This window comes from Chryseobacterium sp. SIMBA_028 (assembly GCF_046535285.1).
In the GTDB taxonomy this organism is placed as follows: domain Bacteria; phylum Bacteroidota; class Bacteroidia; order Flavobacteriales; family Weeksellaceae; genus Chryseobacterium.
Genome location: NZ_JAWRWZ010000004.1, coordinates 207408 through 224729 on the forward strand (window position 1 = coordinate 207408; position 17322 = coordinate 224729).

A 17322-nucleotide genomic window follows, 5' to 3' on the forward strand; every position below is an offset into this window, starting at 1 on the left:
TATAGCCCACAACCTAACACCTATCTCCCAAAACTATCATATTTATCCTCTGCATACTTGATAAAGCGATTCAATAAAGCTACATTTTCCTTTTCCATGGGAGAAAGCTCATTGTCCACATTTCCCGAAACAGGAATGTACCAATCCGTCTGTTCGAAGAAATTTCTATAGGTTTCTTTTTTAAAGGAATAACCGTGCCTTGCAAATACAGAATTTTTGATGATCTCAAGATCCAATTTTCTTAGATTTTTAATCTCCTTTTCATTCAGTTTTTGCTTGGAGGCATTAAGCTTGAATACCGCATCAGAAGCCACTCTGTTTTTGGATGTAGTGTAGCTTTCCGTCTTTCCCTCACTATCTGTATATTTCTCTACAAAATCCTTCGGATTTGTCCAGTCAACCAAGTTGGAATCCGGATCCAGCATGAAATTAGGATTGTAAACAAACTCTTTTTTGGTAAGCTTAAGGGTTTTCAAAGGAGCCTTTACCGCCGTCTTATTAAATGCATTCCACTTTCCGGTTAAGCTGTCACCGCTCAGTTTTACCTCAAATCTGCCATCTGTTTTGTCATTGCCGGGTTCATCCAGTACAAAGGATTTTGATGCTTCATTAAAGATTCCTCTGATAGGACGTTGATTTCCATTCACAATGCTTTGTCCGTAAACACTGTCCTTTGTAATTCTATTGATTTTCAGGGAAATTCTTTTGTAGACGCTTCCATCATATTCTGAACCATCCGATTCATCAATCATTTTTTCCATCCCTTCAAAATCTCCTGTGTAGATTCCGTAGTATTCCTGATGAACTTCCGGAATGACAACAGAATCTTTTTTTGCAGTTAGGGAATCATTTCCTGATCCGTTGGTTTTCCCATCTTTTTTACAGCCTACCAATGAAAGGGTAAGCAGGGAAATAAGAGTGTAATTTAAAATTTTCATAGATGTTTTTTTGTGATTAAGTATTCAATTAAAAGGAGATTGGGGATCCAGCCCAGCCACGCAATGATTTGGTAGACATCCATGGGGTTTGGGTGAAATAAATATACAATAATAACTTTCCACATTCGTAATGTGATGGCAGATAAAGTAAGCGCAAAGCTTCTCCACATCCATTGCTTATGGTCGGTAAACCTTTTTTGTCTGGCCAATTGATAAGCTTTAAAAGTAGAAAACCACCAGCAAATCCCTAAAATAATGAATGAAACCTTTGAAAAGATTCCGCCATTAGCAAAGAATCCCATGTAAATGCCAGACGGAGCCGCAAGAATGAGGATGAGAAAAATATAGATCTTTCCCATGTTCCTGTGAAGATTTTTTAAGCCAAAATCTTTCCTTATGATGGCTAAAAAACCGGAAAACAGAACAAAAATACTTGTATAAACATGGATATAAAAGAAACTAAGGTATTCTGGTCTATGCTGAACTTCTGTCTGTTTAATCATCAGAAAGCTAACATTAGAATCCAGTGGAATATATTCCAGCGTGATCGTAAGCATCAGCCAAAAGAAATACCCAAATCCCAGAACTAAAAGGATTTTGAGAATTTTTGAAATATTTCTTTTGACCGAAAGCATATCAGAGGTTTATAGTTGTTGGAAGTGTAACCCAGTATTTTACAGGAAGACCTTGACTCTGAGCGGGCTTCCATTTAATTTTTATGGATTTTATTACACGTTCCATTTCCTGATTCATGTCCTTATTATCCCCTTTAGCAGAGACAGATTCAATATTTCCATTAGTGTTCACTACAAATTTTGTTACTGATGTAAATACTCCTGAGCTTTTTATATTTGAAATATTGATTTCTTGGTAAATATATTTTCTGAGAGCATCCATGCCGCCGGGGAACTCTGCTGGAGTTTCTACATTGACATTCTCTGTAGAGACCACAGATTTATTGTTTGCCAATCCTGTTGGTATTGTTTGGGCAAAAGCAAAATGAGATCCTAATAGTAAGATAAATAGACCTGTTTTTTTCATAGTTATAGTTTTTAGTGAAAATAATGTTTTTTTATAAGTTGTTGAGATCCTGAGCAATCAGCCACCCCTCACTCCAGCATGCCTGAAAATTAAAACCTCCCGTTACTGCATCAATATTTAAGACCTCTCCTGCAACATAAAAATTAGGAAGAAGCTTAGAAGACATGTTTTTGAAGTTAATTTCCTTTAAATCAACACCTCCAGCCGTTACAAATTCATCCTTAAATGTTGATTTTCCGGTTACCTGAAACTTTTTTGCGCAAAGATTTTCCAGAATTTTCTGCATTTCCTTTCCTGAAATATTGGCAACCTGCTTGTTGAGGTCAATCTTTGAAATCTCCAGAATTTTCTGCCAGAATCTATTTGTGATATCAAATATCTTGGATTGTCCAACGGTCTTTTTAGGATTACTTTGTTTGAAGTTTTGAAAGGTTTCCTCTGCTTCTTCCACGTCCATTGAGATAAAATTCACCTCAATTTCAAAATTGTACTTAACCTTGGCAAGGCTTATTGCTTCCCACGCAGAAATTTTCAAGACAGCAGGTCCGGAAAGTCCCCAGTGGGTAATCAGTAAAGGCCCGCTTTCTTCTGTCTTCAGTTTAGGAATTGAAATGCCAGCGTTTTCAAAACTTGTTCCCGGAAGGTCTTTTAGCAACTCATCCTTAATATTAAAAGTAAAAAGAGACGGAACAAGATCTATGATCTTATGCCCCAGATTTTCAATCATTTTTAGAGATTTGGGAGAACTACCGGTTGTATACACAATATAATCTGCTTCAAAGTCTCCGGAATTAGTTCTTACCAAGTACTTTTCATCCAGTTTTTCAATCTCCTTTACTGTACATTTTGTTTTTACCGTCACATTTTTCTTTTGAGTTTCATTCAAAAAAGTATTGATAATGGTCTGTGAAGAATTGCTTTCAGGGAAAGTTCTATTGTCATTTTCTATTTTCAACGGAACATTGCGCTGATCAAACCATTCCATGGTGTCTCCCGGTTGGAACTTGGTGAAAACACTTAATAATTCCTTGTTTCCACGTGGGTAAAACTGAACAAGTTCCCTTGGATCAAAGCATGCGTGGGTAACATTGCAGCGTCCGCCTCCGGAAATTTTCACTTTCTGAAGGACATCAGAATTCTGTTCTAAAATCGTAATTGTATATTTCTTTTCGTCAAGGTTCGATGCGCAGAAAAAGCCCGCAGCCCCGCCTCCGATTATGATGATCTGTTTCATGTATATGTAATCCTATGCTGAAGATTATTTTTTCAAAAGTACAATTTTTATAAACCATCTTATTTGAGTATTTTTGAAGATTATAATTTTAATTATACCAAAAACGATTTTCATATGATTTTCTACCATAAATTTGAAGTGAGATGGAGTGACCTTGATGCCAATAAGCATTTGGCTAATTCATCCTATGTACAGTATTGTGCACAAGCCAGAATGGCTTTCATGACCAAAGAGAAAATGGGGGTTACCCAATTGAGCAGATGGGGAATTGGTCCGGTAATCCTGCATGAAAGATATTCTTTCTTCAAGGAGATCTATGCAGATCAGATCGTAATTGTAAGTGTAGAAATAGACGGATGTTCAGAAGATTCTTCTATCTATCGTTTTGTACACAAATTCTATACACCGGACGGGATGCACTGTGCTACAGCAGAAGCTACAGGGGTATGGATTGATATGATGCTTAGAAAAATGACGACTCCGCCAGATGATGTAGTGGAGGCAATGAATAAATATAAAAGTCCGGAAACGGTGGTGCTGTCAAAAGAAGACTTTAAAAAACTTCCTTTCCACCCACAAAATATTGATCCGGCAGAATTGACAAATTAATTCAAAATTTAAAGTTCAGGGTTCCATGTTATGAAAGACTTTCGGGTTATTAATGCATTTTACATTGGACATTGTACAAAAAAGAAATTTTATGTTTGAAGATAAATCACAGGAGCTTACGCCCATTTCAAAACTAGGAGAATTCGGTCTTATTAAGCATTTGACAGAGCATTTTCCATTATCCAATGAATCTTCGGAACTTGGAGTAGGAGATGATGCGGCGGTTATTAATCCTGGCAATAAAAAAGTGGTTCTTACTACCGATGTTTTGGCCGAGGGCGTGCATTTTAATCTTGGTTACGTTCCGTTGAAACATTTAGGTTATAAAGCTGTGGTGGTAAACCTAAGTGATATTGCTGCAATGAATGCGGTTCCTACCCAAATTTTAGTGTCTCTGGCTGTTTCCAACCGTTTTCCGGTTGAAGCTTTAGAAGAAATTTATTCAGGAATTCAGGCGGCATGTGCAAGATACAAAGTTGACCTTGTCGGAGGCGATACAACGAGTTCTAATGCCGGATTGGTAATGAGTATTACAGCGGTAGGAATTGAAACTGATGAGAACATTGTCAAGAGAAGCGAAGCAAGGCCAAATGATCTTCTTGTAGTTACAGGAGATCTTGGTGGAGCCTATATGGGACTTCAGATTCTGGAAAGAGAGCATGCCGTTTATCTTGCAGACCCCAATATGCAGCCGGAGATGGAAGGCTACGATTATATCCTGGAGAGACAATTGAAGCCTGAAGCAAGAACAGATGTTAAAAATATTTTAGAAGAGTTGGATATTAAACCAACTTCCATGATTGATATTTCAGATGGTTTAGCTTCCGAGATTCTTCACCTTTCAGATCAGTCAAAAGTTGGATTCAGATTGTATGAGGAAAAAATTCCTTTAGATAATCTAACGATCTCTACGGCAGATGAAATGAACTTAAATCCTGTAATGACAGCATTAAGCGGAGGAGAGGACTACGAATTGTTATTCACCATTTCACCCAATGACTTTGATAAAATTAAAAATCATCCGGATTTTACCATTATCGGACATGCTGTTGAAAAAGAAGATGGAAACTTTATGGTAGCGAGAGGGTCTAATCAACTGGTTGCTCTTACCGCCCAAGGATGGGATGCTTTTTTAAGCCAGTAAAATTGAAAAATTATATTTAATTTTAAATATTGTAAGAAGACCGCAGCACTTTTTTTGCTGTGGTTTTTGTTTATAGCTAAATAATTTAGTAATGATTACGCCAGAAAAAGAAATTCCGGTTCATCACCTGACTTCTGAAGAATTTCAGATGAGTACTCTGACTGATGCCGGTCCAGAGAACTTTCATGATGTTCACCGTCATAATTTTTTTGAAATCATCTGGTTTAGGGAAGTGTATGAAAACAGTCTATTAGAATTGGATTTTGAAAGGTATAAACTCAAGAACAATCAAATCTGTATCATTGCGCCGGGGCAGGCATTCAATATGAAATTAGAAGGAGAGAAAGGATATGCCATGGCAATAAGCAGGGAAATTTTCAACGAAGCCTGTACCATAGAATCGGTGCTTACGGGAGGAGAGCTCCCCTTTTTTTTAAATCCCCAAAATGAAAAAACCTGCAGAACAATTATAGCGTTGATGGAGCAGGAATATAAAACAACCGCAAGAACAGAACTCTTAAAGGCTTATCTGAAAGCATTTTGTATCATCATCGGAGAACAAATTATTCCTCAGGAACCTTTATTGCATGACCGTCAGCGTATTCAGCAACTGATAAAACTAATTGAAGAAAACTATATCATCCACAAGAATACATCCTTTTATGCTGAACATTTAAAAATAAGCACTCATCACCTGAATGATATTGTTCGTTTATCAAGAGCAACCACTGTAAAGAAAATGATTGCCCAAAGACTTATTCTTGAAGCCAAAAGAGAACTTAGTTTTGGAGCCCTCTCCATTAAAGAGATTGCTTTTAAACTTGGTTTTACTGATACTTCATATTTTTCCCGATTTTTCAAGAAACATACAGGGCAAAACCCCGATTTTTTTAAAAATAAAGAAAAAGAATAATCTTCAATATGTACAGTATTATTGATTTATACTTGTGCTTATTGTTTATTTTCTGTTCTTAAATCTTCAGTTTGTCCTATTATTTCTTCAGTTCTGTTATTGAATCGTCTGCTTTTTTGGAGGACCTTTGCGCTCCATGAAAACCACATGAGTAGATCGTTTAATAATTAATACTATTTATGAAAAACCTAGGGGTCGTTATTTTTATTTTAGCCTTGCTTAATACATTGGAATCGTTGAGTATAGACCTGTATTTACCTGCATTCCCAAGTATGGCTCAAATTTTCCAGACGGATATCGGGCACATCCAGATCTCCATTTCTGTATTTTTTGCAGGATTTGCCATAGGGCAGCTTTTATGGGGCCCTTTATCAGATCAGAAAGGAAGAAAACCGATGTTGTACTGCGGGTTGCTATTGTTTATTGTAGGAGCAATAGGAATCTATTTCACAAAAAATATTTATATGCTGTGGGCGATGCGTTTTCTTCAGGCATTCGGTGGAAGTGCCGGAATTGTGATAGGAAGAGCCATCATTATAGACCTTTATGATAAACAAAAATCTGTAGCTATATTTTCCCAGCAATCCCAAATCAGTGGAGTGGCACCTATTGTGGCGCCTTTGCTTGGGAGTGTATTCCTTAAATTTTGGGGATGGAATAGTTCTTTTGCTTTCCTGGTAATATTGGGTTTTATAACATTGGTTCTAGTGTATAAATGTGTTCCAGAAACCAATGCAAGGCTTTTATCCAAGGACAACAATGTTGTAGAGGATAAAATAAATTTGATGGAACAGCTTAAAACAATTCTCTCCAATAGAGACTTTGTAAACAATACGATGATCGGAAGTATTGCCTTTGCCTCCCTTATTATTTATATTTCCAATGCTCCTTTTCTTTTTATGGAATTGCATGGTTTTTCAAGTGAAGTCTTCGGATTTATATTCGCGTTCAATTCTGTGGCTTTAATCTTGGCGGCTTACATCACTCCAAGGCTGATCAAGAGGTTTGAAGAAACCAGAATTAAGTTCTGGGCCACTGTTATTTTATTATCTTCCTGCTGTCTTCATATTCTGGTTTCAATGTATCAGTGGTCTGTAGGGCTGGAAATTGTATTACTACATATTTCGCTGTTAGCCATAGGGCTTTTATTCCCCATTACTTCTGCTCATGCCTTGTCCCCATTTAAGGAGGGACGTGGTACAGCGGCAGCGTTAATGGGTTTTATGCAGCTAATGGTTACCTTTTTAATTTCAGGTATTGTAGGGCTGATGGAAGCGGATTCCATCATACCAATGGTGGTTACAAGAGCTTTAATAGGGTTAATTGCTGTATGGTTTGGTTATCGTTCATTGAAACGAATCAAAGCATTTGCATAAGAAAAAGTAGGTATACTGAGGGAGTTTTCAAAATATGATCCTGTTACTATTCCTGTTGGTCATCATAGACCTACACTTAATCAAGTAATTTTTGAAAGAAATAGCCAAAAGGTTCTCTTTGCATAAAATTTAGAATATGAAAAGAAACCTTTTGACGGCTTTTTGCTGCCTATTGCCGTTAGGATATTGGATCAATGCACAGACTGGAATATCTGCAGAACTGAAAACAGAATATACCCCTTTCTCCAACTATATTCGTCCAGAAGACAGCGTTAAAACAAGCTCTAAAAGTGATTTTAAGAGAGCAACCCTTAATTTAAGCATTCCATTGTCTATCAAAAAGGATAACAATGGAAAGGTAAAAGCCTGGTCTATGCTCCTTAGTGGTTCCTATGCAAGGATATCACACAAGAACTACGAAACTCCGTTATTTCCGGATCAAATGCTGAATGCTCAGGTTGGCCTGCAGCATATAAGACCTTTGGGCAAGAAATGGAGTATGATGATGATGGCTTCAGTAGGATTGTATACTGATCTGGAAAGAATCAGTTCTGACGATATATTAGGACAAGGAGGAGTCTTATTTATCAGACACTTTAGTCCAAACCTGGCCTTAGGTGGGGGGCCTGTGCTTACAACAGCATTTGGGACGCCAATGGTCTTGCCGTGGATTTACTTTGACTGGAAAACCAATGGAAAGGTCAAATTCAAGATCAATTTCCCTGAAGGAGCAGAGGCGGGATATCAATTTTCAGAAACCCTTACCCTGAAAGCAGTAGTGAACCTCAGCGGAATGTTGGTAGAAAGAAATAAGGACGGAAAATCTATTATGTTTGGATATCAGCAGATTACTGCAGGACTGAGACCGGAAATAAAAATCACGGATAAATTGAGTCTCGGTATTACAGGTGGATCAACTCTGATAAGAAACTTCAGTGAGAGCGAACGCAAAATATCAAGTATTTTTAAAGACAAAAAAATAGCAGATCCTAAGTTTACGAGTACATTCTATGCTGCCCTTGCAGTACGTTGGAATCTGCCTTAACAAAAAGGCCGGAAGAAAGGGGTGTGATCTCTTCAAATGAGTATGACTTCTCTCTTCCGGCCCTTATTTTTTTATTTGCTAATCAACTTCTTATATACTACCTGATTAAGTAATTCTTCTTTTCGGGTGCGGGAAATAGGAAGCTCTGTTTTATTAATGAACAGACGCCCTCCGGAAATCATGTCAATATGGGTAATATTGATTAAAAATGATTTATGAATTCTAAAGAAATGATCGGTAGGCAATGATTCTTCAATAGCTTTCATGGTTTGATGGATGACCAGGGATTTATCCTTAAAATGAAGCTTCGTATAGTTCTGCATGCTTTCAACAAATAAAATATCTACCCAGGAAATCTTGATAAATGTATCAGACTGCCTTACATACAGAAAAGGATCATCCAAAGACGTGTTTTTTCTTAGTTTTTCATTGATAATAAACTGTTGCTGAGCTTTATTCACTGCCTGATAAAAACGATTAAAGGCAATAGGTTTCAAAAGATAATCCGCGACCTGCAGCCGGAATCCCTCTAATGCATATTCTGAATAAGCTGTTGTAAGGATACATAAAGGTGGGTTTTCAAGCTGTTCCAAGAACTCAAGACCAGTAAGGTAGGGCATATTGATATCCAGAAAAAGAAGATCTATTTCACTTTCTTTTACCTTGGTATCTGCTTCCAGTGCGGTGGCACAGGCTCCTTCCACGGATAAAAAATCAATCTGGTCTGCCAATTCCTTAAGATGAAACCTTGCCAGTGGTTCATCATCTATAATCAGACATTTCATTTTAGGAATCGTATTACTCATTTTTTTCAGAGAGTTTTAAGGTTAAAGTTACTTTATACACAAGATCATCCGATTCAATTTTCAGGTCATGAGAATCCGGATATTGTAGTTTTAATCGTTTTTTTACATTTTGAAGACCAATTCCTCCGGCTCCGTCTTTCTTTTTGTACATGGCCACATCAGAATAAGAATTTTCTACATAAAAAGAGAGATTTCCGTTTTCCTCCTTATAATTGATTTTAATGTAGCCTTTATGTCCCGGAAGCCTGCAAACATATTTAAAGGCGTTTTCAATAAAAGGAACCAAAAGTAAGGGGGCAATAAAAGCCTTTCTGCTTCCAGTTTCCCAGGTTGCCTTTACGTCCAGCTCATTTCCCCATCTTAGCTTTTCTACCTCAACAAGATTTTGGAGGTATTCAATTTCCTTGTCTAGTGGAACAAGATTTTGATTGCAATGATAGAGCTGATACCGCAGAATATCTGAAAACTTCATCAGTAAAAAATCGGCAAGCTCCGTATCACGTTTCATCAGGATATGAATATGATTCAGAATATTGAATACCACATGTGGATTAATCTGATCCTGAAGAAGCTTGAGCTGATTTTCCAGATGCGCTTGCTGAAGGAGAATATGATCCCGTTCTATTCTTCCGTGTTCCTTGTAAAATTTGATGCCACAGGCAGAGCCATTAATCAGAAAAGAGGCGGGTAAAGACATATAAAAGCCTTTCCATAAAAAAGGAATGTGATCCCAGAAGTTTGGAGGAAGCTGCCTTTTGGGGGAAACCTCTAGATAAGTGAAAATAACAGAAAAAATTAAACTTAAAAGAAAAATAACCATTACCGTTTGGATCAGAAACCGTTTCATTTTTTTTGCCCGCAAAGCTCTTGGGAGAAGTTTATTGGTTAAAAAATGAGTAAACATAAAAGAACTGATAGCAATGATAACGGCTTGAATCATTGCCAGATATTTATCAGTTTCGGTCTGGAAATTACACCATAATACAATCGTAAAAACAAGCCAGAAAATAAAGGTAAATACGTATTCTCTTAAAACAAATGATTTTGTCATGGAAGCTTAAAATAATTTAATAAAAAAATAGAAACTGCAAGTCAGCAGTTTCTAATGAGTAAAGATAATTTAAGTTTTTAGAATAGAAAATAACCTATCCCAAGACTAAAACTATGTGGTTTGGATTTAAATTCCTTACTGATGTTTGAAAGCCCGTTTTCGTATCTCAAATCTACAGTAAAGTTCTTATAATCTACACCAACCCCTCCTGTAATGCCGATATTGGATTTGTCAAACTTTTTAAACCCCTCCTGAATAGCCTGAGAGCTGGATACATTATTATTAAAGGCATAGCTATAGACTCCGCCGGCAAAGACTCTTACATTAAAATCATCGGTCTTTATCAGCTTATAACCAATGACCACAGGAAGATCAATAGCATTCCATGTAAGCTTTGCGGAACCACCATCTTTTGTATCGTAGGACGTTTTTCTTTTGTTGAATAGAGCTTCTCCTTGTAGATACAGGCTTCCAATATCTAGTCTTGTCATTACCCCTGCCTGATAACCGAAACCGTATTTCCCTTCCAAGGAAGAAGATTCCGTTGAGGTTTTTGTAAAATTTGCACCTCCCTTTACTCCAATGTGAAAAGCTGGTGTTTGTTGTGCCTGAGTTTCAATGGAACAGATGATGCATAAAAATAATGAGCTTAATGCCAAAAATTGTTGTTTCATAAATTGATTACTATTAAAAATTTGATGCAAAACAACAACTCTGAAAAAGAGCTTGAAACTTTATTTGACGAATGGCAATAAGGTTGTGACGAGGCGTACAGATCGATAAGAAAGCTTACTTGCCATATGAAAGCCAGGATGAATAAAAAACAAACCCGGTAAAATGTACCGGGCTTGTTTTTTATTTTTTAAATGTTAAAACCAAAGGAATCGTGATCATGGATGATATCGGTTTTCCATTGCTTTCTGCGGGTTTCCATTTGCCACGCTCCCTGATACGGTAAAAAGAGGCTTCAATAAATGCGTTTATATCGTCATTATTTCCTTTTACCTGAGCGTTAAGCGCATTCCCTTTTGAATCTATTATAAAGCTTAATGTTGCTTTATAAGAATCTGAAGCATAGTTTAAGAAAGTAAGGTCCACAGCTTCATACAATGACTTTTGAAAAGCAGCTTTTCCTGTCTCGTATTCTGCTTCCTTGCTCACCTTTATCTTAATGGGCGGATCATTGGCTACTGCTTTCTTCTCCTCTTCAGAAATTTTTTCTAAGGCATTTTTATAGGATGTTATTTTGTCTTCTGTAAGAAGCCACTCTAGCTTAGTTCTTAAATCATTAGGCTTAGGATATTTGTTATACAGGGCCTTTTTCTTTCTTTCATATTTTGAGTCTGCTTTCTGAAATCCGGAAACCTGGGCACTTCCAAAAGCAAACGAGAATATAAATGCTAATGCTAAGAGTTTATTCATCTCAATTAGGCTTTTACAATATTAATAATTACTCCAGTTGCCTTTTCCATACTTTCCAGAGCTACATATTCATAAGGTCCGTGGAAGTTGATTCCTCCGGCGAAGATATTCGGACAAGGAAGTCCCATGTAAGAAAGCTGCGCGCCATCTGTACCCCCTCTGATTGCTTTGATCTTGGGCTCAATACCAGCTTCAGTCATTGCTTTTGCAGCAAGGTCTACAATATGCATTTTGCCTTCAAATTGCTGCTTCATATTTCTGTACTGTTCCTTGATTTCTACTTCAGCCGTTCCTTCACCATGTTTTTGGTTAAATTCAGCAATTTTTTCCTCCAGGAATTTCTTTCTTGCCTCGTATTTATCAGCGTCGTGGTCACGGATAATATATTGAAGTTTAGCTTCTGAAATATCAGCGGTAATATCCATTAAGTGATAGAAACCATCAAAACCTTTTGTAGTAGATGGCGTTTCGTTGGCAGGAAGCATTTGGATAAATTCAGCAGCTAATAACGCCGCATTTACCATTTTACCGTAAGCATAGCCCGGGTGTACACTCAATCCGTGGATTTTTACCACAGCTCCTGCAGCATTGAAGTTCTCATATTCCAATTCTCCGACTTCTCCACCATCCATTGTGTAAGCCCATTCAGCGCCGAATTTAGCTACATCAAACTTGTGTGCTCCTCTTCCGATCTCTTCATCAGGAGTAAATCCTACGGCAATTCTTCCATGCTTGATCTCAGGGTGTGCAATCAGATATTCGGCAGCAGTTACAATTTCTGCACAGCCTGCCTTGTCATCAGCACCAAGAAGAGTAGTCCCATCTGTTGTGATTAATGTCTGACCGATATATTTTTTTAGACTTTCAAATTTTGAAGAAGATAATGAGAATCCGGTAGTTTGGTTCAGCAGAAGATCATTTCCGTCATAGTTTTCCCAAACCTGAGGTTTTACATTCTCTCCATTGAAGTCCGGTGATGTATCATAGTGTGAAATGAACCCAATTGTAGGTCTGTTATCATTTTCCAGGTTAGATGGAACATATCCCATAATATACCCGTTCTCATCAATTGAAACATCTTCCAGACCGATCGTTTTCAGCTCTTCTGTAATGTAATTGGCGATATCCCACTGGCGAGGAGTAGAGGGAGTAGCCTCACTTTCTGCATCACTGGTTGAATAGATCTTTACATAGCTAAGAAAACGGTTCAGTAATTTCTCTTTCCATAATGGATTGAATTCTATTGTACTCATCAGATTGATCATAAATTTTAACAAAGTTAGCAAATTTGGCGCTCAGAATACGTTATTTGCGACTGAATATCAATTATTGAAATTATAAATCAGATATAAATATTTGAAAATCAAAATAGTGTTAGATTTGTATGTACAGTATACGAACTAGTTTAGTTTTATTATATTTGAGAAAATCAAAAAGTAAAAATGTTTCTTACCGAATGTCCTAGAGATGCCATGCAGGGATGGGGAGAGTTTATCCCTACCAATAAAAAAATAGATTATATCAACTCCTTAATGGATGTTGGCTTTGATGTATTGGATTGTCTGAGTTTTGTTTCTCCAAAAGCAATTCCACAGATGGCTGATTCTGATGAGGTGGCTGAAAATATTGATAAATCCCGTTCCAAGACAAAGGTTTCTGCCATCATTGGAAACTATAGAGGTGCTGAAAAGGCATTGAAGCATCAGTCGGTGGATATTCTTGGATTTCCATTCTCTATTTCCGAAACTTTTCAGCATAGAAATACCAACAAAAGCCAGGAAGAGGCTTTTGATGAAATCATTAAAATGCTGGAACTGGTAAAAAGTGAGGGTAAACAATTGAATATTTATTTTTCCATGGCTTTTGGAAACCCTTATGGGGAAATGTGGAAGTGGGAGGATGTAGACCAGTGGGCACAAAGATTTTCGGACATTGGTGTAAAGGATATTCTACTTTCTGACACAACAGGGGTGGCAACCCCGGAAACAATTGCCCTTTTATTTGAAAAAATTCCATCAAAATACCCTGAAATTAACTTCGGAGGTCATTTTCATAATCGTTATGAAGAATCTTATTCAAAATTGAAATCGGCTTATGACAAAGGTTGCAGAAGATTCGACAGCGCAATTAAGGGAATTGGAGGATGTCCTATGGCCAAGGATGATCTTGTAGGAAATATGCCTACGGAACAGGTGATTAACTTTATGAGTGTTGAAAAAGCAGAGCATAAACTGAACCTGCTGAACTTTGAAAGTTCTTATAACAAGGCTAAGGATATTTTTCATTTTTAAAGAAAACACATAATGTATCTCTCTCAGATTGGGCAAATTATGCAGATATGGAGGTTCTATATGATTTGTGAGAGATCAAAAGATCGTATTAGGAGCGGGCTTTAGCCCGCTTTAATGTATTTAAACAAAATTGGCTTTAGCCGAAATTTAATTAAAATCAAACCAAAAATTAATACAATGTCTCCAATAATTTCATCATCCGAGTTAAAAAATCTTTCTTCAGAAAACCTCATCATCCTTGATGCAAGAGCCGGAAAAGATATCAGACAAAGCTATTTGGAAAAGCACATTAAAGGAGCAAGATTCATTGATCTGGATAAAGATCTGGCTGAGATAGGCGAAAATGCAGCTTTTGGAGGAAGACACCCGCTTCCAAGTATTGAAAGATTTGCAACGACTCTTTCTAACCTTGGGATAACTGAAAGTTCTTACATTGTTATTTATGATGATAAAAACGGTTCTAATGCAGCTGCAAGAGGCTGGTGGATGCTAAGATCATTTGGCTTTGAAAATGTACAGGTTCTTAATGGCGGAATACAGGCCGCCGAAAAGGAAAACATAGAATTTTCATCAGGAGAAGAAACATTTGAAAAAGCTTCATTGATTAAAAAAGAGGGCTGGATGTTTCCAATTTCAAGTCTCGAAGAGGTTGAAGATCAGTTGAAAAGTCACTCTTCTACTGTTATTGATGTAAGAGATGCCTATCGATATAGAGGAGAGTCTGAGCCTATTGATTTGGTTGCGGGCCATATTCCGGGAGCGATCAATATTCCTTTTTCTGAAAATCTTGATGAAAACGGATTGTTCTTAAACCCTGAAATTTTAAAAGAAAAGTATCATGAATTGCTGAAGAATAACCCTGAACACTTGATTATCCATTGTGGATCCGGAGTTACGGCATGTCATACTATTTTAGCACTGGATTATGCAGGATTTCCAATACCGAAGTTATATGTAGGCTCATGGAGCGAATGGAGCAGGAGAGAGGGAAAAGAAATAGCAAAAGAAATTTAAAAATAAATCCTAAGTTCTGGGTTTTAATTATACAAAAAAGGATGTCTGGTTATGACATCCTTTTTATATGAGTATACGATTGTTCAATCATATTTTACTTTTTACTTAAGTAAAGTAAAGAAATAATTATAAATCCTATTCCTGTAATAAATGGAGGCTGGGCTTTCATCTGAGTTCCTAAATAAAGCATATAGACACCGAGAAAAGCAAGCAATACTGCCCCAATTTTTCTTACCATGGTTTTAGAATTATGATTGTAGTATAATTTTTTCTGTTTAGAAAATGCCTGAATTTTATAGCATTCCTAGTTCAAACTTAGCTTCTTCACTCATCATATCCTTATTCCAGCTCGGTTCGAAGGTAAGTTCTAAATCAACACTCTTTACATTCTCTACTTCTGCTACCTTATCCTTTACTTCCTGAGGAAGAGTCTCTGCCACAGGACAGTTAGGAGTAGTAAGGGTCATTATAATTTTTACGTCAGCATCATCGGAGATCTGTACATCATAAATAAGCCCTAATTCGTAAATATCTACCGGAATTTCGGGGTCATATACGGTTTTTAGCACGCTGATGATTTCCTCACCAATGTCAGCAATTTGATCGTCTGTAAATTTCATTTTTTAATCTAGATTGATATTCCTTTTCAACAAATCTTCCTGACGCATACGTCGGAAAATATTTGCCAAAGTTAAGACATCTTTTTCACAATAGTTAACAATTCGCTGCAAGTCTTTTTCTATGTAGTAAATTGATGAAACCATTGAGCCGTCGATATCATCCTTTGGAGTAGGAATACCAAAGACATGAGCCAATAATTCTAATGATACAAAACTTTTATAATCTCCAAACTTCCACAGTTCCATTGTGTCAATATGAGGAACCTCCCAAGGCTTTTTTCCAAACATTTGGAATGGAGCAGGAGGCTGCATTCCATTGATGAGATATCTTCGGGCAATCCATGGGAAGTCGAATTCTTTTCCGTTGTGGGCGCAGAGAATTACATTATGAAGTCTCGGGCTGTTGAAGATCTCTCCAAATTCCTGAAGCATCTTTTTTTCGTCGTGCCCAGAGAAGCTTTTGATCTTTAGGGTTTCATTTTTTTCGAGCATTCCGATGGTGATGCAGATGATTTTTCCAAATTCAGCCATAATTCCGGCTCTGTCATAGAACTCTTCTGCAGAGACCTCTTCCTTTCTCTGAAATCTTGTTTTTTTGTCCCAGAGATACTGGTCTGTTTCGGATAATTCATCCCAGGATCCCGCCTGTGGAACAGTCTCAATATCAATGAATAAGATTCTTTCTAATGGTATATTCTGTATCATGTGTGTGTTATTTGCTATCCTACCTGCATTCCATTTTTTGTAGGTAATGAGGGGCTTAAAAGAGTGACATCTTTTTTGTCTTCTCCATATAATCCTAAGACTAAGCATTCGCTAAAGAAGTTGGCGATTTGTTTTTTAGGGAAATTGACAACGGCTAAAATTTGTTTTCCCACCAGTTCTTCTTTTTCATAAAGAGAAGTGATCTGAGCTGCAGATTTTCTGATCCCCAAATCTCCAAAGTCTATTTCCAGTTGGTAAGATGGGTTTCTTGCCTTTTCAAAATCATTTACTGAAAGGATGGTTCCACATCTGATGTCTATTTTTTCAAAATCTGCCCAAGTTATGTCTGGTTTTGTGGTCATGGTAATGCGTTAATTAATTGTTCTACTTCTGTTTTCTGTTCTTCATATTTTTGTTGTAAGACTGAGTTTTCACCCATTCTTTTATAATATTCCAAAGCCTTGTTCCCGAAGAATTTTTTATGAAAATCTGAAACCTCAGGGACCTGTGGGAAAACCTTATGAAAAAGCATTTCATAATAGGCCTGAAATTCCCGTTCATTTTTGTCTTCTATTACCTGTCCGGGAGCCTTTTGTCTTACATGAAGCATTTCGTGGGCCACCATATTCAGGACAAGGTTCAGATCAAAATCAAATAAGTTTTTTGGAATCATCACTGTTTGCGGTCCTCCCAATTCTCCCTCTGCGGTAAGAAGCATAGAGGTTGGAGAAAGCTCTTCCCGGAATCCAAATCCAGCAAAGTTTTCATGCTCCAGACTAAAGGAATGAATCAGATATTTTGCTGCATCCAAAATCTGGTTATGTTCCTTATAGGCATCAAGGTGTAGATGGATTTGCTCAAAATTCATTTGGAATATGTTTTATAACAAATGTATTAAAATATTGAGAATTAAATGGAATGTTCGATGGCTAACCCTGTTGATCAAATTTTTGTGATTACAGCCTGATCTTTTAGGTCTCCAGATCATACCCTTTTAGAGAATGATGTTTGGATGTTAAGTGCATTTATATATTCTAATATTTAAAACTCCAAAAGTAAAGATTGGGTTGACAAATTAATTTTCTAGTTCTGTTGCTGTCAAAATCTTATAAG

General features: G+C 37.0%; 21 protein-coding genes. 7 read left to right on the forward strand and 14 right to left on the reverse strand.

What is annotated here, in order from left to right:
- Positions 1-20: 20 nt before the first annotated feature.
- Genes SCA31_RS06940 through SCA31_RS06955 form a run of 4 tightly spaced genes read right to left on the reverse strand, consistent with a single transcriptional unit; the run spans position 21 to position 3213 of the window.
- Positions 21-938, reverse strand: coding sequence for a YARHG domain-containing protein (locus SCA31_RS06940; protein WP_410696246.1), 918 nt, complete (start codon positions 936-938; stop codon positions 21-23).
- A complete protein-coding gene (locus SCA31_RS06945) occupies positions 935-1573 on the reverse strand; it encodes a DUF2306 domain-containing protein (protein ID WP_410696247.1) in 639 nt (212 codons plus the stop codon). The genes SCA31_RS06940 and SCA31_RS06945 overlap by 4 nt, the downstream gene beginning before the upstream one ends.
- A gap of 1 nt (position 1574) precedes the next feature.
- Entirely contained in the window at positions 1575-1979 is a 405-nt protein-coding gene (locus SCA31_RS06950; RefSeq protein ID WP_410696248.1) for an energy transducer TonB, read from the reverse strand.
- A gap of 31 nt (positions 1980-2010) precedes the next feature.
- The gene (locus SCA31_RS06955) at positions 2011-3213 is read right to left on the reverse strand and encodes an NAD(P)/FAD-dependent oxidoreductase (protein ID WP_410696249.1); all 1203 of its coding nucleotides are present in this window, start codon (positions 3211-3213) and stop codon (positions 2011-2013) included.
- A gap of 114 nt (positions 3214-3327) precedes the next feature.
- Here SCA31_RS06955 and SCA31_RS06960 point away from each other — a divergent pair, with 114 nt between their 5' ends.
- From SCA31_RS06960 to SCA31_RS06980, 5 genes are all read left to right on the forward strand, one after another.
- Complete coding sequence (locus SCA31_RS06960; protein ID WP_109621744.1) at positions 3328-3822, forward strand: acyl-CoA thioesterase; 495 nt, start codon at positions 3328-3330, stop codon at positions 3820-3822.
- 91 nt (positions 3823-3913) lie between these two features.
- The gene (thiL, locus tag SCA31_RS06965) at positions 3914-4966 is read left to right on the forward strand and encodes a thiamine-phosphate kinase (RefSeq protein ID WP_410696250.1); all 1053 of its coding nucleotides are present in this window, start codon (positions 3914-3916) and stop codon (positions 4964-4966) included.
- Positions 4967-5057: 91 nt separating this feature from the next.
- Complete coding sequence (locus SCA31_RS06970) at positions 5058-5879, forward strand: helix-turn-helix domain-containing protein (protein ID WP_410696251.1); 822 nt, start codon at positions 5058-5060, stop codon at positions 5877-5879.
- Between the two features lie 179 nt (positions 5880-6058).
- Entirely contained in the window at positions 6059-7255 is a 1197-nt protein-coding gene (locus SCA31_RS06975; RefSeq protein WP_410696252.1) for a multidrug effflux MFS transporter, read from the forward strand.
- A gap of 136 nt (positions 7256-7391) precedes the next feature.
- Entirely contained in the window at positions 7392-8300 is a 909-nt protein-coding gene (locus SCA31_RS06980) for a DUF6268 family outer membrane beta-barrel protein (RefSeq protein WP_410696253.1), read from the forward strand.
- Between the two features lie 71 nt (positions 8301-8371).
- Here SCA31_RS06980 and SCA31_RS06985 read toward each other — a convergent pair whose 3' ends face one another.
- The 5 genes from SCA31_RS06985 to pepT form a co-directional block, all read right to left on the reverse strand.
- Entirely contained in the window at positions 8372-9106 is a 735-nt protein-coding gene (locus SCA31_RS06985; RefSeq protein ID WP_410696254.1) for a LytR/AlgR family response regulator transcription factor, read from the reverse strand.
- The gene (locus tag SCA31_RS06990) at positions 9099-10157 is read right to left on the reverse strand and encodes a sensor histidine kinase (RefSeq protein ID WP_410696255.1); all 1059 of its coding nucleotides are present in this window, start codon (positions 10155-10157) and stop codon (positions 9099-9101) included. The genes SCA31_RS06985 and SCA31_RS06990 overlap by 8 nt, the downstream gene beginning before the upstream one ends.
- A gap of 77 nt (positions 10158-10234) precedes the next feature.
- Complete coding sequence (locus tag SCA31_RS06995) at positions 10235-10831, reverse strand: porin family protein (RefSeq protein ID WP_410696256.1); 597 nt, start codon at positions 10829-10831, stop codon at positions 10235-10237.
- Positions 10832-11012: 181 nt separating this feature from the next.
- On the reverse strand, positions 11013-11579 hold the full coding sequence (locus SCA31_RS07000; protein WP_410696257.1) for a hypothetical protein: 567 nt from the start codon (positions 11577-11579) through the stop codon (positions 11013-11015).
- A gap of 5 nt (positions 11580-11584) precedes the next feature.
- Complete coding sequence (gene pepT / locus SCA31_RS07005; protein ID WP_410696258.1) at positions 11585-12832, reverse strand: peptidase T; 1248 nt, start codon at positions 12830-12832, stop codon at positions 11585-11587.
- A gap of 189 nt (positions 12833-13021) precedes the next feature.
- Between pepT and SCA31_RS07010 the strand changes: the two genes are divergently transcribed.
- Entirely contained in the window at positions 13022-13870 is an 849-nt protein-coding gene (locus tag SCA31_RS07010; RefSeq protein ID WP_410696259.1) for a hydroxymethylglutaryl-CoA lyase, read from the forward strand.
- Positions 13871-14047: 177 nt separating this feature from the next.
- A complete protein-coding gene (locus SCA31_RS07015) occupies positions 14048-14884 on the forward strand; it encodes a sulfurtransferase (protein WP_410696260.1) in 837 nt (278 codons plus the stop codon).
- A gap of 94 nt (positions 14885-14978) precedes the next feature.
- Here the strand turns inward: SCA31_RS07015 and SCA31_RS07020 are convergent, their stop codons facing one another.
- From SCA31_RS07020 to SCA31_RS07040, 5 genes are read right to left on the reverse strand one after another with little or no spacing between them, the layout of a single operon-like run.
- Positions 14979-15122 (reverse strand): hypothetical protein, encoded by a 144-nt coding sequence (locus SCA31_RS07020; protein ID WP_410696261.1) that lies wholly within the window; start codon positions 15120-15122, stop codon positions 14979-14981.
- Positions 15123-15177: 55 nt separating this feature from the next.
- The gene (locus SCA31_RS07025) at positions 15178-15504 is read right to left on the reverse strand and encodes an SUF system Fe-S cluster assembly protein (RefSeq protein WP_076352964.1); all 327 of its coding nucleotides are present in this window, start codon (positions 15502-15504) and stop codon (positions 15178-15180) included.
- 3 nt (positions 15505-15507) lie between these two features.
- On the reverse strand, positions 15508-16209 hold the full coding sequence (locus SCA31_RS07030) for a 3'-5' exonuclease (RefSeq protein ID WP_410696262.1): 702 nt from the start codon (positions 16207-16209) through the stop codon (positions 15508-15510).
- Positions 16210-16223: 14 nt separating this feature from the next.
- On the reverse strand, positions 16224-16571 hold the full coding sequence (locus SCA31_RS07035) for a tRNA-binding protein (RefSeq protein WP_076352966.1): 348 nt from the start codon (positions 16569-16571) through the stop codon (positions 16224-16226).
- Positions 16568-17077 carry a hypothetical protein gene (locus SCA31_RS07040; protein WP_410696263.1) on the reverse strand — a complete coding sequence of 170 codons (510 nt, stop codon included), beginning with the start codon at positions 17075-17077 and terminating at the stop codon, positions 16568-16570. The genes SCA31_RS07035 and SCA31_RS07040 overlap by 4 nt, the downstream gene beginning before the upstream one ends.
- Positions 17078-17322 lie beyond the last annotated feature (245 nt).